General features: G+C 55.2%; 26 protein-coding genes. 11 read left to right on the top strand and 15 right to left on the bottom strand.

The features are described from left to right. Positions 1 to 3: 3 nt before the first annotated feature. From fliP to fliF, 11 genes are all read right to left on the bottom strand, one after another. The gene (fliP, locus tag V1566_RS17320) at positions 4 to 741 is read right to left on the bottom strand and encodes a flagellar type III secretion system pore protein FliP (protein WP_024909733.1); all 738 of its coding nucleotides are present in this window, start codon (positions 739 to 741) and stop codon (positions 4 to 6) included. Beyond that, complete coding sequence (gene fliO / locus V1566_RS17315; RefSeq protein WP_023312309.1) at positions 741 to 1,115, bottom strand: flagellar biosynthetic protein FliO; 375 nt, start codon at positions 1,113 to 1,115, stop codon at positions 741 to 743. The genes fliP and fliO overlap by 1 nt, the downstream gene beginning before the upstream one ends. A gap of 2 nt (positions 1,116 to 1,117) precedes the next feature. Next, positions 1,118 to 1,531 carry a flagellar motor switch protein FliN gene (fliN, locus tag V1566_RS17310; RefSeq protein WP_023312308.1) on the bottom strand — a complete coding sequence of 138 codons (414 nt, stop codon included), beginning with the start codon at positions 1,529 to 1,531 and terminating at the stop codon, positions 1,118 to 1,120. After that, positions 1,528 to 2,532, bottom strand: a complete 1,005-nt coding sequence (gene fliM / locus V1566_RS17305; protein ID WP_023336184.1) for a flagellar motor switch protein FliM — start codon at positions 2,530 to 2,532, stop codon at positions 1,528 to 1,530. The genes fliN and fliM overlap by 4 nt, the downstream gene beginning before the upstream one ends. A gap of 4 nt (positions 2,533 to 2,536) precedes the next feature. Further along, entirely contained in the window at positions 2,537 to 3,007 is a 471-nt protein-coding gene (fliL, locus tag V1566_RS17300) for a flagellar basal body-associated protein FliL (RefSeq protein WP_023312306.1), read from the bottom strand. Positions 3,008 to 3,113: 106 nt separating this feature from the next. Continuing rightward, on the bottom strand, positions 3,114 to 4,346 hold the full coding sequence (gene fliK, locus V1566_RS17295) for a flagellar hook length control protein FliK (protein ID WP_395304099.1): 1,233 nt from the start codon (positions 4,344 to 4,346) through the stop codon (positions 3,114 to 3,116). Then, positions 4,343 to 4,786 carry a flagellar export protein FliJ gene (fliJ, locus tag V1566_RS17290; protein ID WP_395304098.1) on the bottom strand — a complete coding sequence of 148 codons (444 nt, stop codon included), beginning with the start codon at positions 4,784 to 4,786 and terminating at the stop codon, positions 4,343 to 4,345. The genes fliK and fliJ overlap by 4 nt, the downstream gene beginning before the upstream one ends. Before the next feature lie 21 nt (positions 4,787 to 4,807). Beyond that, positions 4,808 to 6,178 carry a flagellar protein export ATPase FliI gene (fliI, locus tag V1566_RS17285; RefSeq protein WP_023336182.1) on the bottom strand — a complete coding sequence of 457 codons (1,371 nt, stop codon included), beginning with the start codon at positions 6,176 to 6,178 and terminating at the stop codon, positions 4,808 to 4,810. Continuing rightward, complete coding sequence (gene fliH / locus V1566_RS17280) at positions 6,178 to 6,885, bottom strand: flagellar assembly protein FliH (protein ID WP_311392177.1); 708 nt, start codon at positions 6,883 to 6,885, stop codon at positions 6,178 to 6,180. The genes fliI and fliH overlap by 1 nt, the downstream gene beginning before the upstream one ends. Continuing rightward, a complete protein-coding gene (gene fliG, locus V1566_RS17275; RefSeq protein WP_395304097.1) occupies positions 6,878 to 7,876 on the bottom strand; it encodes a flagellar motor switch protein FliG in 999 nt (332 codons plus the stop codon). Before fliG ends, fliH begins: the two co-directional genes overlap by 8 nt. After that, positions 7,869 to 9,548: a flagellar basal-body MS-ring/collar protein FliF gene (fliF, locus tag V1566_RS17270; protein ID WP_395304096.1), complete on the bottom strand. Its 1,680-nt coding sequence runs from the start codon at positions 9,546 to 9,548 to the stop codon at positions 7,869 to 7,871. The genes fliG and fliF overlap by 8 nt, the downstream gene beginning before the upstream one ends. A 228-nt stretch (positions 9,549 to 9,776) precedes the next feature. Here fliF and fliE point away from each other — a divergent pair, with 228 nt between their 5' ends. From fliE to V1566_RS17255, 3 genes are all read left to right on the top strand, one after another. Beyond that, positions 9,777 to 10,091 (top strand): flagellar hook-basal body complex protein FliE, encoded by a 315-nt coding sequence (gene fliE / locus V1566_RS17265; protein ID WP_008500329.1) that lies wholly within the window; start codon positions 9,777 to 9,779, stop codon positions 10,089 to 10,091. A 74-nt stretch (positions 10,092 to 10,165) separates the two neighbouring features. Beyond that, positions 10,166 to 10,579, top strand: a complete 414-nt coding sequence (gene yedD, locus V1566_RS17260; RefSeq protein WP_395304095.1) for a lipoprotein YedD — start codon at positions 10,166 to 10,168, stop codon at positions 10,577 to 10,579. 232 nt (positions 10,580 to 10,811) lie between these two features. Beyond that, positions 10,812 to 11,798: an IS110 family transposase gene (locus V1566_RS17255; RefSeq protein ID WP_395304094.1), complete on the top strand. Its 987-nt coding sequence runs from the start codon at positions 10,812 to 10,814 to the stop codon at positions 11,796 to 11,798. 62 nt (positions 11,799 to 11,860) lie between these two features. Here V1566_RS17255 and amyA read toward each other — a convergent pair whose 3' ends face one another. The 4 genes from amyA to fliD are packed head-to-tail and all read right to left on the bottom strand — an operon-like array spanning position 11,861 to position 15,631. Further along, a complete protein-coding gene (gene amyA, locus V1566_RS17250) occupies positions 11,861 to 13,348 on the bottom strand; it encodes an alpha-amylase (protein ID WP_395306012.1) in 1,488 nt (495 codons plus the stop codon). Between the two features lie 51 nt (positions 13,349 to 13,399). Then, the gene (gene fliT, locus V1566_RS17245) at positions 13,400 to 13,774 is read right to left on the bottom strand and encodes a flagella biosynthesis regulatory protein FliT (RefSeq protein ID WP_395304093.1); all 375 of its coding nucleotides are present in this window, start codon (positions 13,772 to 13,774) and stop codon (positions 13,400 to 13,402) included. Positions 13,775 to 13,780: 6 nt separating this feature from the next. Continuing rightward, complete coding sequence (gene fliS / locus V1566_RS17240; protein ID WP_023312296.1) at positions 13,781 to 14,185, bottom strand: flagellar export chaperone FliS; 405 nt, start codon at positions 14,183 to 14,185, stop codon at positions 13,781 to 13,783. 21 nt (positions 14,186 to 14,206) lie between these two features. Next, positions 14,207 to 15,631 carry a flagellar filament capping protein FliD gene (gene fliD, locus V1566_RS17235; RefSeq protein WP_395304092.1) on the bottom strand — a complete coding sequence of 475 codons (1,425 nt, stop codon included), beginning with the start codon at positions 15,629 to 15,631 and terminating at the stop codon, positions 14,207 to 14,209. 401 nt (positions 15,632 to 16,032) lie between these two features. Here fliD and V1566_RS17230 point away from each other — a divergent pair, with 401 nt between their 5' ends. The 8 genes from V1566_RS17230 to tcyN all read left to right on the top strand — a co-directional run bounded on the left by V1566_RS17230 (position 16,033) and on the right by tcyN (position 23,000). Then, positions 16,033 to 16,857 (top strand): flagellin, encoded by an 825-nt coding sequence (locus V1566_RS17230; RefSeq protein WP_395304091.1) that lies wholly within the window; start codon positions 16,033 to 16,035, stop codon positions 16,855 to 16,857. A 62-nt stretch (positions 16,858 to 16,919) separates the two neighbouring features. Then, positions 16,920 to 18,125, top strand: a complete 1,206-nt coding sequence (gene fliB, locus V1566_RS17225; protein ID WP_395304090.1) for a flagellin lysine-N-methylase — start codon at positions 16,920 to 16,922, stop codon at positions 18,123 to 18,125. 129 nt (positions 18,126 to 18,254) lie between these two features. Then, positions 18,255 to 18,974, top strand: coding sequence for an RNA polymerase sigma factor FliA (locus tag V1566_RS17220; protein ID WP_059310219.1), 720 nt, complete (start codon positions 18,255 to 18,257; stop codon positions 18,972 to 18,974). Positions 18,975 to 19,028: 54 nt separating this feature from the next. Next, entirely contained in the window at positions 19,029 to 19,580 is a 552-nt protein-coding gene (fliZ, locus tag V1566_RS17215) for a flagella biosynthesis regulatory protein FliZ (RefSeq protein ID WP_025759916.1), read from the top strand. 86 nt (positions 19,581 to 19,666) lie between these two features. Next, positions 19,667 to 20,467, top strand: coding sequence for a cystine ABC transporter substrate-binding protein (gene tcyJ / locus V1566_RS17210; RefSeq protein ID WP_023336163.1), 801 nt, complete (start codon positions 19,667 to 19,669; stop codon positions 20,465 to 20,467). A gap of 107 nt (positions 20,468 to 20,574) precedes the next feature. Continuing rightward, positions 20,575 to 21,561 carry a D-cysteine desulfhydrase gene (dcyD, locus tag V1566_RS17205; RefSeq protein WP_395304089.1) on the top strand — a complete coding sequence of 329 codons (987 nt, stop codon included), beginning with the start codon at positions 20,575 to 20,577 and terminating at the stop codon, positions 21,559 to 21,561. Positions 21,562 to 21,582: 21 nt separating this feature from the next. Continuing rightward, positions 21,583 to 22,251: a cystine ABC transporter permease gene (gene tcyL, locus V1566_RS17200; protein ID WP_014884380.1), complete on the top strand. Its 669-nt coding sequence runs from the start codon at positions 21,583 to 21,585 to the stop codon at positions 22,249 to 22,251. Further along, a complete protein-coding gene (tcyN, locus tag V1566_RS17195; protein ID WP_023336161.1) occupies positions 22,248 to 23,000 on the top strand; it encodes an L-cystine ABC transporter ATP-binding protein TcyN in 753 nt (250 codons plus the stop codon). The genes tcyL and tcyN overlap by 4 nt, the downstream gene beginning before the upstream one ends. Positions 23,001 to 23,030: the final 30 nt, after the last annotated feature.

The raw sequence follows: 23,030 nt of genomic DNA, 5'->3' as shown, positions 1-23,030 counted from the left end.
TCCTTAACTGTAGAAACTCTGCGCCAGAGAACTGACCAGCAGCTGCCAGCCGTCGACCAGAACAAAGAGCATGATCTTAAAGGGCAGGGCAATGGTCGCAGGCGGCACCATCATCATCCCGAGCGCCATCAGGACGCTGGCGATCACCAGGTCGATAATCAGGAACGGAATAAAGATGGTAAAGCCAATCTGGAACGCGGTTTTCAGCTCGCTGGTGACATAGGCAGGCAGAAGAATACGCATTGGCACTGATTCCGGTCCCTGCAGCTCGCCGGTGTTGGACAGGCGGGCAAAGAGGGCCAGATCGGCTTCGCGCGTCTGGCGCAGCATAAATTCTCGCAGCGGCTGGGCGCCTTTATCCAGCGCCTCCTGCATGGAGATTTTGTCTTCGCTGAACGGCTGGTAGGCGTCGGTATAAATCTTATCGATAACCGGCGACATAATGAAAAAGGTCAAAAACAGCGCCAGGCCAAGCAGAACCTGGTTTGGCGGTGCGGAAGGGGTTCCCAGCGCGTTTCGCAGCAGGCCAAAGACGATGATGATGCGGGTGAAGCTGGTCATCATCAGCAGGATGGCCGGAATAAACGTCAGCGAGGTGATGAAAACCAGCGTCTGGACCGGAAGCGACCAGCTTTGTCCGCCGCCCGCGAGAGGGGTGGAGACCAGACCGGGCAGTTGGGCATAAACCGCGGGAGCAAACAGGCCAACGCCCGCAAGCGTCAGGGATAACAAACGGCGCATCAGGATCTCCCGGAACGCTTAAGCAAACTCTTCATGACGGACTGAAAATCCGCAGGGGCGTCTGCGCGCTCGTCCACCACAACAGGGGCGGGCGGCAGCTTATGTAATACGCTGATGTTTGAGGCCGTGACGCCCAGGACCAGACGCGCGTCGTCCACCTCGACGATGACCACGCGTTCACGTGGCCCCAGCGTGGTGCTGGCGCTGACCTTCAGGCCGCGGGCACCGGCGGTTTTACCCGCCAGGCCAAAGCGCTTCGCCAGCCAGGCGGCGATAAGGATAAAGGCAATAATACCGAACAATGCCCCGCTCACCTGGAGCAGAGGCGAGCCGGGAACGGCAGAAGGTTGTGATATTGTTGCCTGGGTTTTCATGCTTAACGGCTCAGACGACGCATACGTTCAGACGGGGTAATGATGTCGGTGATACGTACGCCGTATTTATCGGCAACCACCACCACTTCACCCTGGGCAATCAGATAGCCGTTGATCAGAATATCCAGCGGCTCGCCGGCCAGACCGTCAAGGGCCACCACGGAGCCCTGCGTCAGGCGCAGTAGCTCTTTAATGGTCATCCGGGTGCGTCCCAGCTCAACGGTCAGCTTAACCGGGATATCCATAATCAGGTCGATGTCCTGCAGCGTGCCGCTGACATCACCGCCGCCGAGCTGCTGGAATACGGCATCCGCAGCACTTTTGGCCGGGGGTGCTTTTTGCTCGTTTAACGCGTCAGCCCACAGATCGTCCAGTGCTCCGCTGTTTTCATCGGACGGATTGTTCATGTCACTCATTTGGGCTGTTCCTCATTCAGCGAATTCAAAATCGGGTTGATCAAGTGCTCAACGCGTAACGCATACTGACCGTTAATCGTGCCGTACTGGCTTGTCAGCACGGGGACACCATCCACATGGGCAATAATGCGGTCGGGTTTTTCTATCGGCAAAACATCGCCGGGTTGTAATTTCAGGATCTGGGATAACCGCAGCGGGATATCGGCGAAGCTCGCCACCAGCTCAAGCTGCGAATGCTGAACCTGGCGGACCAGGTTTTCACGCCAGTTCTGGTCTTCGTTGCGGGAGTTCTCCAGCGGCGGGTTAACCAGCAGCTCGCGCAGCGGTTCGATCATGCTGAACGGCAGGCAGATGTTGAACTCGCCGGTCAGGTTACCGATCTCCACGTGGAACGGGGTGTTAACGACGATATCGTTCGGGGAGGTGGTGATATTGGTAAATTTCACCTGCATCTCAGAACGGACGTACTCCACTTCCAGCGGGTTAATCGCTTTCCACGCGTCGCTGTAAGACTCCAGCGCCAGCTTCAGCATGCGGTTAATGACGCGCTGTTCGGTGTGGGTGAATTCACGACCTTCTACTTTGGTCGGGAAACGCCCGTCGCCGCCGAACAGGTTATCCACCGCGATGAACACCAGGCTTGGCGAAAATACCACCAGACCGGTGCCGCGCAGCGGCTTCAGATGAATCAGGTTAAGGTTGGTTGGCACCGGCAGGTTGCGGGCAAACTCATGGTATGGCTGAATGCGGATCGCACCGACCGTGATATCCGGGCTACGACGCAGCAGGTTAAACAGCCCCATACGGAACTGACGTGCAAAACGTTCGTTAATGATCTCCAGCGCCTGCAGACGTTCACGTACCACGCGACGCTGGGTATTCGGATCATAGGGACGAATATCGCTGTCGCCGCCAATACCCGGTTTAGGATCATCATTGTTATCGCTGTCGCCGTTGAGCAGCGCATCGATTTCTGCCTGAGAAAGAATACTGTCGCCCATGTCGTTACCGCAGAATGAATGCTGTATACAGAACGTCAGTGACTTCCTGCTTAGGTTGGCCGTTTACCAGCGGGGTCGCCAGCGTTTGTTTAATAGCGTCGACCAGCTTTTGCTTACCCACATCGGTGGCCAGCGCCGAAGCGTCCTGACGAGAGAACAGCAGCAGAAGTCTGCTGCGCACTTCTGGAAGGTAATCGTTCAGACGTGAACGGGTGGCTTCATCTTTCAGGCGCAGCGTAATGCCAACATAAAGCACGCGATCCGCATCACCCAGATTGACGGTGAAGGTATCCAGCGGGAAAAACACGGGTGCCGGCGGAGGTGGCGCTTCAGCTTTGGCTGCAGCGGTGGTAGGTTCCTGCTGCATACGCCAGTAACTATAGCCCGCGGTGGCGCAGGCGGCGAGCGTGATCAACACCAGCAGCGGGATCCAGATGGAGCGCTTACTTTTTTTGGTGATAGCGGAGTCAGTCATCTGATACGAGCTTCCTGTTTCGGTACAGCTTAATAAGGTGATTATCCCGTGTCCTGCTGTCGTCAAAGCGTGGAAAAGACGGGGATAATCACGCTACCTCTGGCGTTTAGGCGAAGATGTCTACGGCACTGTTACCGCGCGCTGCGGATTGCAGGGCGGCAGGAACAGGCAGTAACTCATCACTCTCTTCATTAAAACCGCCGGTATTGCCGGAACGCGAAGCCTGGTGCTGCTGCTGGGATGAGGACTGCTGCTGCCCGGCAAAGCTCTCGCTGCTGACGCTGCTCTGTGCAAGCTGAATGCCGTTCTCCGCCAGTGAGGTTCGCAGTACCGGCAGCGCGGCTTCCAGTGCCGCACGAACATGGCTGTGCGCAGAGACCATCTGCAGCTGCGCCTGGTTATCATCCAGCTTAAGCGATATTTGCACCTGACCCAGATCTTCCGGGTGCAGGCGCAGCTCTGCCGTCTGCTGGCCCTGCTTAGTGAAGAGAGTGATGTGCTGGCTCAGGGATTGCTGCCATTCATGGGTCCCCAGAGGCTGGCTTAACACCGGCGCGGTGGCGACGGTGGCGGCCGTCTGACTGGTCGCATGGCTGGACATAATCGGTGCCAGGGTGGCCGTTGGGGAGGCTGAGGAGGAAGAACTGGCGAGTTCCTGCTTCTCTGCCGCCACGGCCACGGCCGGGGTTGCAGGCGTGTTGCCCGACAGGGCCGGGTCGTTTTTTTTCACCTGGCTCTGATAAGGCGTAGAACTCTGCGCTTTTTCATGGCCTCCCGGAGGCGCGTTCAGGGACGGTTGGCCCGCGCCATTGTGCGAAAGTGTCGCGGTATTCAGCGTTGAGGTGGAGGCTACGCCGTCACTGCCTGCCACGCGAGAGGCGGTAGTTTGCTGGTGCGGCAGCATCGCCATCAGCGCGCTTAATCCGGCCAGCTCTTCTTCGCTCAGCTCGCTTTTACCGTCATCTTTGCTGTTTGCCGCATTGAGGGTCTTCAGGGCGTCACCCTTAGAGAGCGGAACCAGCCCGGAAACCAGCGTATCAAGCGGCGTGACGGGCGACGTTTCATCGCCATTAAGCGCGGTTTGGCGCGAGAGCAGGTCGGCAATTTTGGCCTGCAGGGTAGTATCGCCTTTGGCGTCCTGAGCCACTTTTGACAGCTTACTGCCGGCGGCTTTCAGGTCAGCCAGGGTCAGCGGCGCATCTTTGCCCTTGCCCGTTGCGTCCGACAGGGCGCCCGCCAGCAGAGAGAGAAAGTCCTGTGCACCGTCGGTGCCTTTCCCTGTTTGCGTGCCGCCCGACAGGTCGCTGTCGCTCATCAGCAGTTGTTGCAGTGTGATCATTCCGGTTTCCTCATTGATGCGCGCTGGGCAAACTCATCCATTTTCTTCTGATCCAGACGGTTTTCCGCCAGGGTCGTTGCCGCGATTTGTCGGTCCTGTAAAGTCTGCCAGGCCTGCAGTCGCTGCTTCTTCTCACGCCAGAAACTCAGCGCGGTATCGACTTTCTGGGTCCACTGGTTTAGCTGCTGGCGATGCTGATCTATCGCCTTCTCCAGCGTCTGGATAAACTGCTGATAGTTAATCCAGCGCTGGCTTCCAATGCCCTGTGTCATATCGGTATTGAGGTTGGTGCGATATTCATGCTGATAGTCGATCAACATCTTCAACTGTTCTTCAGCCTGCTGGCACCCGCGTCGCATTGCGCCGAGCTGCAATGCGGCATCATCAACTTCTTTTTCAGCCAGATCTTTCAGCGTTGATAACGCGCTGTTTTGCGCCATGACCTTCGCCCTCCACCTGTGTTACACCTGCGGGAAAATCAGCTCCAGTGCCTGAATTGAATCTTCCCAGTCGGCGCGTTCAAAAATACCTTGTTGCAAAAATGCCTCCAGCTGCGGCCACAGGCTAATCGCTTTGTCGAGCATCGGGTCGCTGCCTTTGGCATACGCCCCCACGCTGACCAGATCGCGGTTGCGCTGGAAGCTGGAGAGGAGTTGTTTGAAGTTACGCACGCGGGCGTAGTGCTTCTCGGTTATCAGCGCCGTCATTGCGCGGCTGATAGAGGCTTCAATATCAATGGCCGGATAGTGCCCGGCTTCGGCCAGACGACGCGACAGCACAATATGACCGTCAAGGATCGCGCGCGCGGAGTCGGCAATCGGGTCCTGCTGGTCATCGCCTTCCGTCAGTACCGTATAGAACGCGGTGATGGAGCCGCCTCCGCTGATGCCGTTCCCGGCACGTTCAACCAGGGCAGGGAGTTTGGCGAAGACCGAAGGCGGGTAACCTTTGGTCGCTGGCGGTTCACCGATGGCCAGCGCGATTTCACGCTGCGCCATCGCGTAACGGGTCAGGGAATCCATGATCAGCAGCACATGCTTGCCGCGGTCCCGGAAATCTTCGGCAATACGGGTGGCATACGCGGCACCCTGCATACGCAGCAGCGGCGACACATCCGCCGGCGCGGCGATAACCACCGAGCGGGCGCGGCCTTCCGCACCCAGAATGTTTTCAATAAAGTCTTTTACTTCACGACCACGTTCGCCGATCAGCCCCACGACGATCACATCGGCCTGCGTGTAGCGCGCCATCATGCCGAGCAGGACGGATTTGCCTACGCCTGACCCGGCGAACAGGCCCATACGTTGTCCACGTCCCACGGTCAGCAGGGCGTTAATCGGGCGCACGCCGGTGTCCAGCACATGCTCGATAGGGGTACGCTGCAGGGGGTTGAACGGTTGGGTGATTAGCGCGCCGGTTTCGGTGGTGTCCGGGGAGGGCAGCCCGTCGAGCGGTTTCCCGCTACCGTCCAGCACGCGGCCCAGCAGGGCAGGGCCAAGCGGCAGCTGTTTCCCGCTTTGCAGCCCGTCGCCAGAAATGTTTTTGGCATACACGCGCGCGCCGGGCAGAATGCCTTCCACCTCTTCAAGCGGCATCAGGAACAGACGCTGGCCGTTAAACCCGACCACTTCGCTTTCAACTTCACGCGTTTCCAGACCATCCTGACGCTCAATGACGCAGGTCGCACCCAGCGGAAGCTGCAGGCCGGTGGCCTCCAGTACCAGACCAGTGGCGCGCGTCAGTCGCCCATAACGACGAACGGACGGCAGTTGCGCCATCTTCGTCTCAAAGTTGTCGAGCGTGGTGAGCCAGCGGGTGAGGCGCGCAGTCATCAGACGACTCCCGGTGCCGCCAGGCGGCACAGTTCCTGCCAGCGGGTGGCGACGCTGGCATCCAGGTCACCTTCGTCTGCAGAGACTTTGCAGCCGCCGTGATGGAGCGACGGGTCGCCGCGCAGACGCCAGCCGTGCAGGTTTAGCGTCGCCCCCAGGCTTTCTTCAACGCGCTGCAGATCGTCCGGATGGACGCGCAGCTGAGGTTTCCCGCTGAACAGCGGCTCCTGCTGAAGCAGACCCTGAATTTGTTTGATCAGCGCAGTGTTATCCACCACCGGCGTCTGGCCGATAACCTGACGCGCGGCTTCCAGCGCCATCTGCATCAGTCGCGAGGCAATCACGCTGTCCAGCGCATCCAGCGTGTGCTGGAACTCGCTGACCAGCTGCTGCATGCGGGCATGGATCGGCGCCTGCTGCTGGCGCGCCTGATCGATACCGTGCTCTAGCCCTTTTGCCAGACCTTCCTGGTAGCCAAGGTCGTGGCCTTTCTGCCGGCCTTCGTTCAGACCGGCATTATAGCCCTGCTCGTGCGCCTGCATTTGCAGCTGAGCCAGCATCTGTGCCTGCTGCTCCTCTTCGCTCAGCTCGGGCTGCTCGACGTCCGGATCAAGCTCCTCGGCTGCGATGACGGCCGGCGTGAACTCGGAGAGGGGAGGCGCCAGATCGTCCGGCGTCCAGCGCTTCCACGGCAGCTCATTAGACATAGGTGTCGTCTCCGCTGCCAATCACCATCTCGCCGGTTTCCGCCAGACGACGAACAATAAGCAGAATGGCTTTCTGTTCGTTTTCCACCTGAGACAGACGAACCGGGCCGCGGTTGGCAAGGTCGTCGCGCAGGATATCGGCCGCACGCTGAGACATGTTGCGCAGGAATTTCTCGCGCAGCGGCTGCTCGGCACCTTTGAGGGCGATGAGCAGCGACTCGGAATCCACTTCCTGGAGCAGGCGCTGGATGCTGCGGTCGTCCACTTCCACGAGGTTTTCGAACAGGAACATCTCGTCGATGATTTTTTGCGCCAGCTCGCCGTCGAATTCGCGAACCGCCGTAATAACAGCCTCTTCCTGCTGCGTTTTCATCAGGTTGATGATTTCCGCCGCCGTTCTCACGCCGCCCATTTTGCTGCGCTTGAGGTTCTGACCGTCGAGCAGGTTGTTCAGCACTTCGGTCAGCTCCGCCAGTGCGGCCGGCTGGACGCCGCCGAAGGTGGCGATACGCAGCATCACATCGTGGCGCAGGCGTTCTTCGAATAGCGCCAGAATATCGGCCGCCTGGCCACGTTTGAGGTGGACAAGGATGGTGGCGATAATCTGCGGGTGCTCGTCGCGAATAAGGTCGGCGGCACTCTGCGGTTCCATAAAGTTGAGCGTTTCGATACCGCTGGCGGTATCGCGCGTTTCCAGAATGTCTTCCAGCAGGCTGGAGGCACGCTCTTCGCCCAGCGCCTTGACCAGCACGGAACGCAGGTAGTCGTTGGCGTTGATGTTCAGCGCGGCAAACTGTTCGGCTTCCTGTTCAAATTCCGACAGCACTTCAGTCAGCTGTTTATTGGAGATTTGACGCACGTTGGCCATGGCCGCACTGAGAATTTGCACTTCTCGCTGGGAGAGGTGTTTAAACACCTCTGCCGCGCGATCTTCGCCAATGGTCATCAACAGGATGACGCTTTTATCGGTGCCCGTAAGCGTATTACTCATGTTCGTTACCCATCCACTGGCGGATGACCAGCGCCACGACGCGCGGATCGTTATCTGACATTTCGCGAATGCGCTGGCTCATGACCTCAGCGCCCATGCGCTGGTTAGCACGACGCTGCTGCATCTGTTCATCTTTACTGAGACGAACTTCAACCGCTTCTTCCGTTTCCTGACGCGTAGACATCTGTTCGCGAGCCGCTTTTTCGGCTTCAGCACGACGCTGAAGCTGCGGACGAACGCCCTTACGCCACAGCAGCCACGCGACAATCAGCACCAGCAGCCAGCGTCCTGCGGACATCAGCTGATCGATAAACGCCTGCTGTTGCCAGAACGGCAGTTCACCGCCGGTCTCTTCAACCGAGTTGAACGGTGAGTTCACCACGTTGAGGGTATCGCCGCGCTTCTCGGAGTAACCCATCGCTTCACGGGTCAGGTTTTCAATCTGTTTCATCTGCTCGGCGGTCAGTGGCAACGGCTTGCCATCCGCCAGCGTTTTGTAGTTCACCACCACCGCAACGGAAAGACGCTGAATATCGCCCACGTTCAGTTTAGTGTGGCGAATCGTCCGATCCACTTCGTAGTTCGTGGTTTCGTTACGGCTGCTGGTACGCGGACCGGCGTTACTGGTCGTTGAGGTGGTCTGCTGATTATTTTGCTGACCGTTCTGCTGATTGGCCGGAGGCGTGGAAATCGGCGCCGCGTTAGCCGGGGCAGGCTGATTAGACAGTGCGCCCGGTACGCCGCCCGGGTATGCACCGCCGACCTGCTCGTTTGAATTGATCTGGCGTGAACGCATCACCGCCTGAGCCGCATCGCCGTTCGGGCTGTATTGCTCTTCAGTTTGTTCTTTATTCGCGAAGTCGATCTGCGCGGTAACCTGCGCGTGCACGTTGCTGTTACCCACGACCGGGCCGAGGATGGCTTCAATACGGCGCTGGAGACGGTTTTCGACATCGGAGGCATACTTCAGCTGCGCATCATTCAGATCGCGACCGGCGGTATTGGATTGCGTCAGCAGGTGACCGCTTTGGTCAACCAGCGTCACGTTACCCGGCGGCAGACCGGCGACGGCGCTGGAGACGAGATGCGTCACCGCGCTGATTTGCCCTTCGTCCAGCGCGCGGCCAGGTTGGAGGTTCACGGTAACGGAAGCCGAAGGTGATTTCTGTTCACGGACAAATAAAGAAGGTTTAGGCATCGCCAGGTGCACGCGGGCACTCTTCACCGGGCCTAATGTTTCAATGGTGCGGGCCAGCTCACCTTCCAGCGCACGCTGGTAGTTCACTTGCTCGCTGAACTGGCTGATACCGAATTTTTCCTGATCCAGCAGCTCAAAGCCAACGGCACCGCCCTTCGGCAGCCCCTGCTGAGCCAGACGCAGACGCAGTTCGTGCACCTTATCTGCCGGTACCTCAAGCGCACCGCCATTATCGGCAAAGCGATAAGGGATGTTCATCTGGGTAAGCTGGGTGACGATGGCACCGCCATCCTGATCGGAAAGGTTGCTGTAGAGCGTCCGGTAATCAGGGCTTTTCGCCCACAGGACCATCGCTACAAGGATCGCAATTGCGGCAGCGCCTGCCACGATCAACGGGATTTTAGGATTCGCGCGAAGGCGGTTCATCCACTCGAGTGATTTATTCTGCGGCGCTGTCGATGCTGTTGCACTCATTGCGCACCTCTTAAATCCTGGTGGTTTACGTTATTCGTGTAGAGAAACAAAACTGACTCCCGGGTCGGCAAACACGACAAAAGTTCCATATTGATGGCCCTGCCATTATTTGATGATTCGTGATTTTCTATGCGTCAAATAACCTGGTTTTTTCACGCTATTTACCGCCATTATCTTATTGACAAGCTGTTAGTCTTGACCGCGTAAAAAACCATCCAGGGGAAAGTCATGGCTATACAGGGCATTGAAGGGGTAATCAGTCAGTTGCAGGCAACGGCGATGACGGCCCGTAATCAGAATGTGGCAGATCAGCAGCCGAGCATCAGCTTCGCAGGGCAACTGCATGCCGCTCTTGACCGTATCAGTGATACCCAGACCGCAGCACGCACTCAGGCTGAGAAGTTCACCCTCGGTGAGCCTGGCGTGGCGCTGAATGATGTGATGACCGATTTGCAAAAAGCCTCGGTTTCCCTGCAGATGGGGATCCAGGTGCGTAACAAGCTGGTGTCGGCGTATCAGGAAGTGATGGGGATGCAGGTTTAACACCTGTCGATCTTCGCTGGCAGCCGCAGCGCTTTAATGCCACAATATTTTTTTCTTCGAATGCAGGAAAGATGATGAAAAAAATAGCAATTGCTGGCGCGCTGCTGGCACTGACCGGGTGCGTTCAGGTCGATAACTATAACGACGTGATCAAGCATCCTGTCCCGGCAAGTCTGGCGGGATACTGGCAGTCGAAAGGACCGCAGAGCAAAATGGTCAGCCCGAAGGCGATTGCCACGCTGGTGGTGACGGAGGAGGGCGACACGCTGGACTGCCGTCAGTGGCAGCGCGTGATTGCCGTGCCGGGTAAAATCATGCTGCGATCAGACAGTTATTACAACGTGACGCGTAAGCTCGATATCTATCCGCTGGAGCGCGATGGCTCGACGCTTGAGTACGACGGGCTGGAGCTGCAGAAGGTCGACCGCCCAACGGTTGAGTGTGCAGATTACCTGAGCAAGAATCCGCTCGAGAGTAAACTACCGTAGCCGTTTGTTGCCGGGTGGCGGCTTCGCCTGACCCGGCCTTGTATTATCCTTCCGTGCAGAAAGAACCGGCCAGTTCTTTCTGCCATGTAGTCCACATGCCGTACCCGGCCTTAGGCCACGAGCCTGTGTTGTAGATCCCTGCAGTGGACTGCACCTTCTCCACAAGTGACAAACCGGACAGTATCATGGACCGGTTTTCCCGGTAATCCGCATTCACAAGGTTGGTTTCACTATGGAACAGGAACTTCACTTTATTGGTATCGATGTCTCCAAAGCTAAGCTGGATGTCGATGTGTTGCGACCTGATGGCCGTCACCGCAGCAAAAAGTTTACTAACACACCTAAAGGTCACGATGAGCTGCTCAACTGGCTCCGCAGCCATAATGTGGCGCCAGCACATGTCTGCATGGAAGCGACCAGCACCTATATGGAAGACGCAGCAGCATCCCTCAGCGATGCCGGTTTCACCGTATCCATCATCAACCCGGCTCTTGGTAAAGCCTTTGCGCAGAGCGAAGGCCTGCGCAGTAAAACCGATGCCGTTGATGCCCGTATGCTGGCAGAGTTCTGCCGGCAGAAGCGTCCGGTAGCCTGGGAGGCACCTCATCCGCTGGAGCGCGCGTTGCGGGCGCTGGTGCTGCGTCACCAGTCCCTGACAGACATGCACACGCAGGAGCTGAACCGTCGTGAGACGGCGCGGGAGGTGCAGATGCCGAGCATCGATGCGCACCTTCTGTGGCTGGAAGCGGAGCTGAAGCGGCTGGAGAAACAGATAAAGGACCTGACGGATGACGACCCGGACCTGAAGCACCGGCGAAAACTGCTGGACAGCATACCGGGTATCGGTGAAAAGACATCCGCGGTGCTGCTGGCGTATGTGGGGCTGAAGGACAGGTTCGGTCAGGCGCGGCAGTTCGCGGCTTTCGCAGGACTGACACCGCGGCAGCATGAATCAGGAAGCAGCGTACACAGGGCAAGCAGGATGAGTAAGGCTGGCCATGTCTCGCTTCGCAGGGCGCTGTATATGCCCGCGATGGTGGCGCTGTACAAAACGGAGTGGGGAAAAGCGTTCAGGACGCGTCTGGAAAAGAACGGCAAGGGAGCGAAGCTGATAATCGGAGCGATGATGCGTAAGCTGGCGCAGGTGGCGTATGGCGTCCTGAAATCAGGACGCCCGTTCGATGCCACATTACATCAGGAAAATGCTTGCGTGGCATAACAGTATCTACAAAAGTACCGTCCCGTAGGCCGGCTAAGCGTCAGCGCCACCCGGCATTGTTTCTACAGCGCATCCTCTATTACCCAAATGCTGACGCTCCCCCCATTACAGGTAAACGTCCCTTCGCCATCCGCCGCCGTAGTGATGGTTTCTTCACGATTGCAGAGAAAATCCCGCCACGTTTTGTTGCCGTAGTTTTCCCCAAGACAAATCACTTTTTCACCGTCGTCGCCGTTAGACAGCACCACCACGCAGCCGGGATCGTCTTCCGTGCCGCTGCGGCTGAAGGCAATGCAGTTAGGATGGTCAAAAAACAGCGTCTGCACACCGTGGGCAAAACGCTGGCGCGCGAGGATCAGCTCGTGAAGCTGCTCAATGACCGGCATATCAATATGGTACGTTTCACCGTCCCCTCCCGTGTCGTCATAGCTGGCGCCGAAGAGATCCGGATAAAAGACGCTCGGCACGCCATTTTCCCGCAGCAGGATCAGCGCGTAGGCGAGCGGTTTAAACCAGGCTTCGACCGGTGCTTCCAGCGCCTGCAGAGGTTGGGTGTCATGGTTCGCGACGAGGGTGACCGCATGAAACGGATCGGCTTCCACCAGGGTACCGGTGAAGATTTGGCTCATGTCGTAATCCCGGCCCTGACGTGACGCCTCGTGGAATTTCATCTGCAGGGGGGCATCAAACAGCATGGTTTTGCCTTCGACCTGGTCGATATAGGCCTGAAGTTTATCCACCTCATGGGACCAGTATTCCGCCACAATAAATAGCGGCTGGTCGGCGACTTCCTGGACATGCTCAATCCACTCTTTGTAAAACCAGGCGGGAATATGCTTAACGGCGTCCAGACGAAAACCGTCGCAGCCCGTCTGTTCCATGACCCAGCGGGCCCAGTATTTGATCTCCTCGGTCACGGCGTGATTGCGAAAGTCGATATTCTCGCCCATCAGATAATCGAAGTTACCCATCTCATCATCAACCTGATCGTTCCAGCCTTCGCCGGTGTAGTCGTTGACGATTTTAAAGATGCCATCTTCATCAGGGTTTTCAATATGGTCGACGCCGCTGAAGCATTTGTAATCCCAGATGAACTGCGAATATTGCCCGGCGCGGACGGGGAAGGTGTAGCGGGTCCAGGCTTCACACTCAATGACTTCATCGTCGATTTGCGTGCGGTCCTGTTCATTCACGCGCTGAACGCGGACAGACTCTTTCTCATCGGCACCCATTTTGTGGTTGACCACCACGTCCAGCAGCACGGCAATATCGTTGCTTTTGAGCGCGGCGATAGCCTCAAGCAGCTGCGCTTTATCGCCGTATTTCGTGGCAATGCTGCCTTTCTGGTCAAACTCGCCGAGGTCGAACAGGTCGTACGAATCATAGCCAACAGAATACCCGCCGGATGCACCTTTATAGGCGGGCGGGAGCCAGATCATGTTGATGCCGATTTCGTTAAGATTGGGGGCTAACGCCGTGACCTCTCGCCACAATTCACCGCCAGCGGGGTAATACCAGTGAAAACATTGTAACAGGGTGGGGTTTTTCATCATCCTTGCTCCAGAAGCCATTGGCAGACTTCTGGAGTATGGATGAAGAAATCATAATTGTGTGTCGCGGGTCAAACTTTCTGGATAAAGAATATTCCCTGACAGCTTTCCATAGGTAGACGTGATGGATTGCTGTTTACCGGTTTGATCAATCAGGCTGCGCAGTTCGTCCATGCGGACTTTCAGCAGCGCCTTTAGCGCATTCTCATTGTCGAGGATCATTTCCAGCAGCGCACGCGCTTGCTCAACCTGAGCCGGAGGGCATGACATGATGGGCGTTTGAGAAATCCTTTCCACCAGTTGTACGTAATGCATTTCCTGCTCGATAAGCGCATCCCATTGACCAGAATGTGCGAGATTTAGCATAGCAATGCTCTGAGCATGTAACGCCTGCCAGTGGCTAAGCGCTGCGCTGGGATTATTCATCAAAAATTATCCTGAAATAGAGGACGCATTGGGGCCGATTTGCTTCCACGCATCCGCAATGTTGTTTAATAAACCCTCGACTTCAACAATTGCGTCTACGTCGTTACTGACATTCGCCAGCAACAAACGTCGAACCATATATTCGTACAAGGAGGCAAGATTACCGGACAATTCGCTCTCAACCTCCATGTTCAGTCCTGCTTTTAAACCGTTGTCGATGATGTTGATGGCTTTGGATAGGGCTTCGCCTTTCTCACGAATTTGTCCGGCTTCCATGAACAAACGCGCGCGAACAAGGGCGCTATGCGCCCCGTCGAACAACATGACAATCAGCTGGTGTGGACTGGCATTCATGACTGCGCTTTCTACTCCTATCTGCTGATAGGATTGAACACCAGAGGTCTTATACATATCCACTCCTGAAGGCTACGACTACTTTTGTGAGAACTGTTGGGTCAGGTAGTTGGCTGTACTGGTCATTTTGGTGACTAATACGTCCAGACTGGTGAACTGGGTTTTGTAACGCGCCATGGTGGCTTCAATTTGGGCATCCATGGCATCGTAACGTTCGCCCAGCGTTTTCAGCGTTTTGTTGATCCCGTCTTTCGCGTTCTGGATCACCCCGGCGCTGCCGGTACTGGTGCTGAGCATAGTGGTCAGCGTGTTGTTCATCTGGGTCGCCATACCGGTTTTCTTTCCGTCACCGACAAAATACTGCTGTACGGCGTTCGGGTTGTCGGTCAGCGCTTTTTTCAGCTTATCGGTGTCGACTTTCAGGTTACCGACGGTACCGTCCGCGCCTTTCACCGGGTCCTGGGTAATTCCCAACTGGGCCATGATCTGAATGGAGCCGGTCTGCACTTCGGTCAGCAGGCCGCGCAGCTGAGACTGAACCCCGCGCACGTTCGCATCACCGACCAGCGCACCGTTGCTGGTAGACTGGCCGCCAGCGCCTGCATCGACAGGAACATACTTCGTCAGACTGTTAATGGTGGACTGCAGCGAGTTGTACGCTGTAACCCAGTCCGTGATCGCCTTCTGGTTCGCATCCGTTGCGCGTGATACCTCAAGGGTTTCATCGGCTTTGCTTTCGGCCTTCACCGAGAAGGTGACCCCAGGCAGCGCATCGGTAATGGTATTCGACTGGCGCTCGATGGAGATGTTGTTTACCACCACAATCGCGTTCTGCGCGTCGGTGTTCACCGTCAGCGCACCCGTTTTGGTGGTTGAATCGTAACCAATGGCGCTTTGCAGCTTGGCGTCGCCAGTAACGTTGATGGTCATCGCACCATCCGTACCGGTGGTTTTGGATGACAGCATCAGGCGGTAATCACCGTCTTTCGCTTTAATGACGCTGGCGGTGACGTTGCCGTTCGCTTTATTAATCGCGCTCGCGATCCCCGCCAGCGACGTATCGCCATCAGCCAGGGTGACTTCTAAAGGCGTTTTGGTGCCCGGCTGGGTGATGGTGATTTTACGCGTTGTACCTGTCGTATCGCCCAGCAGGTCAGTGTTGTTAGCATAGGAGCCGGTAGTGAGTGCCTGTGCCTTTGCAACCTGATTGACGTTGACAACAAAGGAACCCACGGATGCGTCAGCCGTTGTCGTGGCGGTAAAGGCCGTGTTGGTGCTGCTAACGGACGTTGAGTTCCAGGTGGTTGCTTTACCCAGTGCAGCGGTCGCAGTCTGCAGCGATGTCATGGCGCTCTGCAGCTTGCCGTAAGCGCTTAACTGTGCGTTATACGTTGATTGCTGGGAAGTAATCGTCGTCAGCTTGGTTTTCTCTGCCGCTTCCAACTGATTATATAAATCCCCGAGTCCTGCAGAACCTATCCCGAGGTTACTGATAGTAGCCATGCATATTTTCCTTAAAATACGAAAGTAGTTCAGGACTCTTATCGGCCTCTCAACGTAAAAGTTTACGATGGTGAGAAAAAAATAATCCAAAGAATAGACACGTCCTGGCGGGGTAAATGAAGGGATTGCACTTTAGTGCCATTATCAGCGCATTGAAAACATGAAAAAGTGTGTGCCTTTTTTGTCATCTCTTTGAGCGTTAAAAAAGCGTAAATAATAAGCCTCTGGCAGACCTTAATTGATTTTTTAAAAATAAAATGATTAATAATCAGTAACTTATAATTTTTTCAAAATTGATTCTAAAGTCTTTTGGGGACCCGTCGATAACCTTGTTGACGGTGAGAGACGCTGTGAGTGTTAGGCACCGGACCTAAAACCCAATTTTTGAAGGAAACAAAATTATGGCAGTTATCAATACTAACCTGTTGTCCCTGACCACTCAGAACAACCTGAACAAATCTCAGTCTTCTCTGGGCACTGCTATCGAGCGTCTGTCTTCCGGTCTGCGTATTAACAGCGCGAAAGACGATGCTGCTGGCCAGGCGATTGCAAACCGCATGACCTCCCAGATCAAAGGTATGACTCAGGCAGCGCGTAACGCCAACGACGGTATCTCCATGGCGCAGACTGCTGAAGGCTCCCTGAACGAAATCAACAACAACCTGCAGCGCGTTCGTGAACTGGCTGTTCAGGCAAGCAACGGTACTAACAGCACTACTGACCTGGCCTCTCTGCAGGATGAAGTTACTGCTCGTCTGAAAGAAATCGACCGCGTTGCGGGCAAAACTGACTTCAACGGCATCAAACTGCTGAACGGCACTGCTGGTACTGCTGGCGTAGTTAAAATTCAGGTTGGCGTGAACGACGGCGACACTATTGATCTGGATCTGAAAGGCGCGCAAGCTGATACCGCTACCCTGAAAGTAGATACCCTTGATTTGACTGCACTGAAAGGAACTGATCTGGCAACTATCGATGCCGCTATCGCTACTGTCGATAAAGCACGTTCAGGCCTGGGTGCTGTGCAGAACCGTTTCACTTCTGCAATCAACAACCTGAACAACACCTCTAACAACCTGTCTGCTGCTCAGTCCCGTATCCAGGACGCTGACTACGCAACTGAAGTTTCCAACATGTCCCGCGCGCAGATCCTGCAGCAGGCTGGTACTTCTGTTCTGTCTCAGGCAAACCAGGTTCCACAGACCGTTCTGTCTCTGCTGCGTTAATTTTACGCGTGAAACCCCGCTTCGGCGGGGTTTTTTTATCTCTGTTATTTGAGAATCCGCCTGTGAAACAAATCAGTGTCACTCAACCAAAGCTGGTCGCAGATTTTTCATGTGTCGGTGGGGAATGCCGTGAACATTGTTGTCAGGGCTGGACCATCGCGTTTGATAAATCCTCCGTTAATCGCTATCTGAACAGTAAAAATGCCGCCATTCGTCATACGGCGAAAACGGCAATAAAAGTCACCAAAAAACAGTATGGCAACTGGGGCGAAGTGATTTTCCATACGGAAAGTAAAAACTGCCCGTTTATGGATACGGAAAAACTCTGTTCTATTCATAGCGCCATGGGCGCCCAGGCCTTAAGCCCAACCTGTTCGTCGTTTCCACGGACAAATCGGGTCTATAAAAATGAAATCGAAAAATCGCTGAACCTCTCGTGTCCGGAAGTGACCCGACTTCTGTTGAACGATCGGGAGTCTATGTCGATGATGGAATCCATCAGCGTCCAGCAGGACGTCAATAATGCGCCGATGATTGATTTGAAGGCAAAGGTCATCAATCTCTTCTGCCAGAATATTTTCAGCGTTGAGGCGGTCAGCGTTGAAGAACAGGTTTACGCCGTGGTGAAATTCCTGATGGTGGCTGAAAAGCTCGAAAATCTCGAAGAGAATATCGGCACGCTCGAAACGGTCTATTTCTCGCTGGTTAACGAACTGGTGAGCGGTAAAATCAAGACGGAGTTAGGCGGCTTTAATCAGAACTATAGCCTGAAATTCGCGTTAATTTCGCTCATCCAGAGTTACTTTACAAAGAAAGTGACAGCCCGCGGCGGTGCCGTGTTGAATCGTTATTTTACTCAGCTTTATCAACAATTTGAGTCTGCTGGTGACACCGTGCCGGCAGAGAAGGTCATGGAGAACATCGAGTCCGTCTGGCGCGATGTGGCGGGCAGTTACCTGGCGATCAATGACCATTTATTTAAGAACTTTTTTAAATACAAACTGTGGGAGCAGGGCTTCCCGCAGAACAATGGCCGCAGCATGTTGAATAATCTTTATTTAATCGTCGCGGAGTTCTATTTCCTTAAAACGTTACTTGCCGGTCAGGCACTCGTGGCGGGAAAAATTGAGCAAGATAATATCATTGATGTTATTTACAGCTTCCACTCCCTTAGCCAGCATAATCAGGAAGCGGGAAAGCTCTTTCATCAACATATAGATAGCGTCAAACTCGGCGACGATCTTTCATTGTTACAACTGTTAATTTAGGCAGAAAAGTTGCCCCTGTTGTGGGCAACCTCAGAATAACCTCACTTTATCCCCCTTTTTCATCCAATTGAACGCCCTGCAGAATCGGATAATCATGCCGATAACTCAACTAACGCAGGGCTGTTTATCGTGAATTCACTCTATACCGCTGAAGGTGTAATGGATAAACACTCGCTGTGGCAGCGTTATGTCCCGCTGGTGCGTCACGAAGCATTGCGCCTCCAGGTGCGCTTGCCGGCGAGCGTGGAACTCGACGATCTGCTACAGGCGGGCGGTATCGGGTTATTGAATGCAGTTGACCGATACGACGCTCTGCAAGGAACGGCATTTACGACTTACGCAGTTCAGCGTATTCGTGGTGCGATGCTGGACGAGCTGCGCAGCCGCGACTGGGTGCCGCGCAGTGTTCGCCGTAACGCGCGCGAAGTGGCGCATGCGATGGGGCAGCTGGAACAGGAACTGGGACGTAACGCAACGGAAACCGAAGTGGCGGAACGTCTTGGCATTGCTGTTGAAGAGTATCGTCAGATGTTGCTCGATACCAATAATAGCCAACTCTTCTCTTATGACGAGTGGCGCGAAGAGCATGGCGATAGCATCGAGCTGGTGACGGATGAGCACCAGCAGGAAAACCCGTTACACCATTTAATGGAAGGGAATTTACGCCATCGCGTTATGGAGGCTATTGAAGCTCTGCCTGAACGCGAACAGCTGGTGTTGACCCTTTATTACCAGGAAGAGCTTAACCTCAAAGAGATTGGCGCTGTTCTGGAGGTGGGAGAGTCGCGGGTGAGCCAGCTGCACAGCCAGGCCATTAAACGCTTACGAACCAAGCTGGGTAAGTTATAGGTGATTGATTCACCTTAAAAATGCCGCACAACGTATTGACAACCAGGAGTTATCATGACGGTGCAGCAATCTAAAAGACGGCCTTTAAGCCGCTACCTGAAAGACTTTAAACACAGCCAGACGCATTGCGCCCACTGTAACAAGTTACTCGATCGTATCACGCTGGTTCGCCGGGGCGAAATCGTCAACAAGATTGCGATTTCACGTCTCGACACGTTGATGGACGAAGCCGCATGGCTCGAAGAGCAAAAAGAGTGGGTGGCGCTTTGCCGTTTCTGTGGCGATCTCCACTGCAAAGAGCAAAGCGACTTCTTCGACATTATCGGCTTCAAGCAATTCCTGTTTGAGCAAACAGAGATGAGCCACGGCACCGTTCGCGAATATGTGGTTCGCCTGCGTCGCCTTGGGCAACATCTGACCGTAAACAATATTTCTCGCGATCTGCTGAAAACCGGTTATCTGGATGAAAATCTGGAGCCGTGGCTGCCTGCGACCAGCACCAACAACTACCGAATTGCGCTGCGCAAGTATGCGCAATACAAGGTACAAATGCCGGGTGCCGTAAAGCAGAAAGCCCACGCCGGAACAACTTCTGATATATATTAAAAAAGAATAAGATGTAGCGCAGTCGCCTTTGACGTTGCAGGCGATTTCTCTACACTACGTAAAAATTCCACTATATCGGGGTATTTATGAAATTTGCACTTCTGGGTCGTCAGGCGCTGATGGGTGTTATGGCCGTTGCGCTGGTTGCGGGCATGAGCGTGAAAACGTTCGCCGCAGAAAACCTGCTGAATAAAGTAAAAGAGCGCGGTACGCTGCTGGTCGGGCTGGAAGGAACCTATCCTCCATTCAGCTTCCAGGGCGATGACGGTAAGCTGACCGGTTTTGAAGTGGAGTTTGCTGAAGAGCTGGCGAAGCACCTCGGCGTTAAAGCGTCACTGAAACCGACCAAATGGGACGGAATGCTGGCGTCACTGGACTCCAAACGTATTGATGTGGTTATTAATCAGGTGACCATTTCTGACGAGCGTAAGAAGAAGTATGACTTCTCTACGCCGTACACCGTGTCCGGTATTCAGGCGCTGGTGAAGAAAGGCAACGAAGGCGGGATTAAAACTGCCGCGGACCTGAAAGGCAAGAAAGTCGGTGTCGGTCTGGGGACCAACTACGAAGAGTGGCTGCGCCAGAACGTGCAGGGCGTGGATATCCGCACCTATGATGATGACCCGACGAAATACCAGGATCTGCGCGTGGGCCGTATCGACGCCATTCTGGTTGACCGCCTGGCAGCGTTGGATCTGGTGAAGAAAACCAACAATACCCTGGCGGTAGCGGGTGATGCCTTCTCTCGTCAGGAATCCGGCGTGGCCGTTCGTAAAGGTAACGAAGACCTGGTCAAAGCGATTGATTCCGCGATTGCTGACATGCAAAAAGACGGTAGCCTGAAGGCGCTTTCCGAGAAGTGGTTCGGTGCAGACGTCACCAAATAAGTCTTTGACGTAAAAAAAAGGCGCTTTTAAAAGCGCCTTTTTTATTTCTTTCGCGTCTGCGTGCATAATGAAAAATATCACATTTTGTCAGAGTTACCGGAGAACCCATGTCACTACAGAATTTAACGCGCTTTCCCCGCCTGGAGTTTATCGGCGCGCCGACGCCGCTGGAGTACCTGCCGCGATTTTCTGATTATTTAGGCCGCGATATTTTTATTAAGCGTGATGACGTGACGCCGATGGCGATGGGGGGCAATAAGCTGCGCAAGCTGGAGTTTCTGGCGGCGGACGCCCTGCGTGAAGGCGCAGATACGCTCATTACTGCCGGGGCTATCCAGTCCAACCACGTTCGTCAGACGGCGGCAGTGGCTGCAAAGCTCGGACTCCATTGCGTGGCGTTGCTGGAAAACCCGATTGGCACGCGGGCAGAAAACTATCTGACCAACGGTAACCGCCTGCTGCTGGACCTGTTTAATGTACAGGTCGAAATGGTGGATGCGTTGACCGACCCGACCGCCCAGCTTGACGAGCTGGCGACGCGCCTGGAAGCGCAGGGATTCCGCCCCTACGTTATCCCCGTCGGCGGCTCAAACGCGCTGGGCGCGCTGGGGTATGTGGAAAGTGCGCTGGAAATCGCTCAGCAGTGCGAGGGCGCGGTGAGTCTCTCCTCCGTGGTTGTCGCGTCTGGCAGTGCGGGCACGCATGCCGGGCTGGCGGTGGGGCTGGAGCAACTGCTGCCGGACGTCGAGCTGATTGGCGTAACGGTATCCCGCAGCGTCGCGGATCAGAAGCCGAAAGTGGTCACCTTACAGCAGGCGGTAGCCGGGCAGCTGGAGCTGAAGGCAAAGGCCGATATTCTGCTCTGGGATGACTATTTTGCGCCGGGTTACGGCACGCCTAACGAAGAGGGCATGGAAGCGGTGAAGCTGCTGGCGCGCCTCGAGGGGATACTGCTCGATCCGGTGTATACAGGCAAAGCGATGGCAGGACTGATTGACGGCATTGCTCAGAAACGCTTTAAGGATGAAGGGCCGATTTTATTTGTCCATACCGGCGGGGCGCCTGCGCTGTTTGCCTACCATCCTCATGTCTAAAAATCAGGTCGAAAAATAATAATGCAAGAAAGTATTCAACTGGTTATTGATTCTCTGCCGTATCTGCTGAAAGGTGCGGTATTTACGTTACAGCTCAGTATCGGCGGGATGTTCTTCGGGCTGGTACTGGGATTTGTGCTGGCCTTGATGCGCATGTCACCCATCCTGCCGGTACGTTGGCTGGCACGCTTCTATATCTCCGTGTTTCGCGGTACACCGCTTATCGCCCAGCTCTTTATGATCTACTACGGCTTACCGCAGTTTGGTATTGAGCTGGATCCGATCCCCGCAGCGATGATTGGTCTGTCGCTCAATACCGCGGCGTACACCTCAGAAACCCTGCGAGCTGCCATCTCCTCCATTGACAAAGGGCAGTGGGAAGCGGCGGCCAGTATCGGGATGACCCCGTGGCAGACGCTGCGTCGGGCCATTCTGCCGCAGGCGGCGCGCGTGGCGCTTCCGCCGCTGAGCAACAGCTTCATCAGCCTGGTGAAAGATACTTCCCTGGCGGCAACGATTCAGGTACCGGAGTTGTTCCGTCAGGCGCAGCTGATTACATCGCGCACGCTTGAAGTTTTTACCATGTATCTGGCCGCCTCGCTGATTTACTGGGTGATGGCGACAGTGCTGTCTGCCCTGCAAAACTACTTCGAAAACCAGCTTAACCGCCAGGAGCGTGATCCAAAATGAGTGCTATCGACGTCAAAAACCTGGTGAAAAAATTCCACGGTCAAACGGTGCTCCATGGGATCGATCTTGAAGTCGAGCAGGGGGAAGTCGTGGCGATTATCGGACCGAGCGGTTCGGGAAAGACGACGCTGCTGCGCAGTATTAACCTGCTTGAACAGCCGGAAGGCGGCACCATTCGGGTAGGGGAGATAACGATTGATACCGGAAAATCCATCAGCCAGCAGAAAGGGTTGATTCGCCGCCTGCGTCAGCATGTCGGCTTCGTTTTCCAGAACTTCAATCTTTTCCCGCACCGTACGGTGCTGGAGAACATTATTGAAGGGCCGGTCATTGTAAAAGGCGAATCGAAAGAGGACGCAACGGCGCGCGCGCGTGAACTGCTCGCCAAAGTTGGGCTGGCGGGGAAAGAGACCAGCTATCCGCGCCGTCTGTCGGGAGGGCAACAGCAGCGCGTGGCGATAGCGCGTGCGCTGGCTATGCGTCCGGACGTGATCCTTTTTGATGAACCGACCTCAGCGCTCGATCCGGAACTGGTGGGTGAGGTGCTAAACACTATTCGCCAGCTGGCACAGGAAAAACGGACGATGGTGATCGTAACGCATGAGATGAGCTTTGCGCGCGATGTTGCTGACAGAGCCATCTTCATGGATCAGGGCCGGATTGTGGAGCAGGGGCCGGCAAAAAGCCTGTTCGCTAACCCTCAACAGCCGCGAACCCGTCAGTTCCTTGAAAAATTCCTGATGCAGTAGAATTTTTGCACTAATTTGCTCCAGAAATTT

The organism is Enterobacter sp. ECC-019 (genome assembly GCF_043974075.1).
GTDB classification, from domain to species: Bacteria; Pseudomonadota; Gammaproteobacteria; order Enterobacterales; family Enterobacteriaceae; genus Enterobacter; species Enterobacter asburiae_D.
This window is presented reverse-complemented; position numbering and strand designations above follow the sequence as displayed.

What these genes read in the sequence shown, in the direction of transcription:
- fliP (WP_024909733.1), bottom strand. Translation starts at nt 741, where the DNA reads ATGCGCCGTTTGTTATCCCTGACGCTTGCGGGCGTTGGCCTGTTTGCT.
- fliO (WP_023312309.1), bottom strand. Translation starts at nt 1,115, where the DNA reads ATGAAAACCCAGGCAACAATATCACAACCTTCTGCCGTTCCCGGCTCG.
- fliN (WP_023312308.1), bottom strand. Translation starts at nt 1,531, where the DNA reads ATGAGTGACATGAACAATCCGTCCGATGAAAACAGCGGAGCACTGGAC.
- fliM (WP_023336184.1), bottom strand. Translation starts at nt 2,532, where the DNA reads ATGGGCGACAGTATTCTTTCTCAGGCAGAAATCGATGCGCTGCTCAAC.
- fliL (WP_023312306.1), bottom strand. Translation starts at nt 3,007, where the DNA reads ATGACTGACTCCGCTATCACCAAAAAAAGTAAGCGCTCCATCTGGATC.
- fliK (WP_395304099.1), bottom strand. Translation starts at nt 4,346, where the DNA reads ATGATCACACTGCAACAACTGCTGATGAGCGACAGCGACCTGTCGGGC.
- fliJ (WP_395304098.1), bottom strand. Translation starts at nt 4,786, where the DNA reads ATGGCGCAAAACAGCGCGTTATCAACGCTGAAAGATCTGGCTGAAAAA.
- fliI (WP_023336182.1), bottom strand. Translation starts at nt 6,178, where the DNA reads ATGACTGCGCGCCTCACCCGCTGGCTCACCACGCTCGACAACTTTGAG.
- fliH (WP_311392177.1), bottom strand. Translation starts at nt 6,885, where the DNA reads ATGTCTAATGAGCTGCCGTGGAAGCGCTGGACGCCGGACGATCTGGCG.
- fliG (WP_395304097.1), bottom strand. Translation starts at nt 7,876, where the DNA reads ATGAGTAATACGCTTACGGGCACCGATAAAAGCGTCATCCTGTTGATG.
- fliF (WP_395304096.1), bottom strand. Translation starts at nt 9,548, where the DNA reads ATGAGTGCAACAGCATCGACAGCGCCGCAGAATAAATCACTCGAGTGG.
- fliE (WP_008500329.1), top strand. Translation starts at nt 9,777, where the DNA reads ATGGCTATACAGGGCATTGAAGGGGTAATCAGTCAGTTGCAGGCAACG.
- yedD (WP_395304095.1), top strand. Translation starts at nt 10,166, where the DNA reads ATGAAAAAAATAGCAATTGCTGGCGCGCTGCTGGCACTGACCGGGTGC.
- V1566_RS17255 (WP_395304094.1), top strand. Translation starts at nt 10,812, where the DNA reads ATGGAACAGGAACTTCACTTTATTGGTATCGATGTCTCCAAAGCTAAG.
- amyA (WP_395306012.1), bottom strand. Translation starts at nt 13,348, where the DNA reads ATGAAAAACCCCACCCTGTTACAATGTTTTCACTGGTATTACCCCGCT.
- fliT (WP_395304093.1), bottom strand. Translation starts at nt 13,774, where the DNA reads ATGAATAATCCCAGCGCAGCGCTTAGCCACTGGCAGGCGTTACATGCT.
- fliS (WP_023312296.1), bottom strand. Translation starts at nt 14,185, where the DNA reads ATGTATAAGACCTCTGGTGTTCAATCCTATCAGCAGATAGGAGTAGAA.
- fliD (WP_395304092.1), bottom strand. Translation starts at nt 15,631, where the DNA reads ATGGCTACTATCAGTAACCTCGGGATAGGTTCTGCAGGACTCGGGGAT.
- V1566_RS17230 (WP_395304091.1), top strand. Translation starts at nt 16,033, where the DNA reads ATGGCAGTTATCAATACTAACCTGTTGTCCCTGACCACTCAGAACAAC.
- fliZ (WP_025759916.1), top strand. Translation starts at nt 19,029, where the DNA reads ATGACGGTGCAGCAATCTAAAAGACGGCCTTTAAGCCGCTACCTGAAA.
- tcyJ (WP_023336163.1), top strand. Translation starts at nt 19,667, where the DNA reads ATGAAATTTGCACTTCTGGGTCGTCAGGCGCTGATGGGTGTTATGGCC.
- dcyD (WP_395304089.1), top strand. Translation starts at nt 20,575, where the DNA reads ATGTCACTACAGAATTTAACGCGCTTTCCCCGCCTGGAGTTTATCGGC.
- tcyL (WP_014884380.1), top strand. Translation starts at nt 21,583, where the DNA reads ATGCAAGAAAGTATTCAACTGGTTATTGATTCTCTGCCGTATCTGCTG.
- tcyN (WP_023336161.1), top strand. Translation starts at nt 22,248, where the DNA reads ATGAGTGCTATCGACGTCAAAAACCTGGTGAAAAAATTCCACGGTCAA.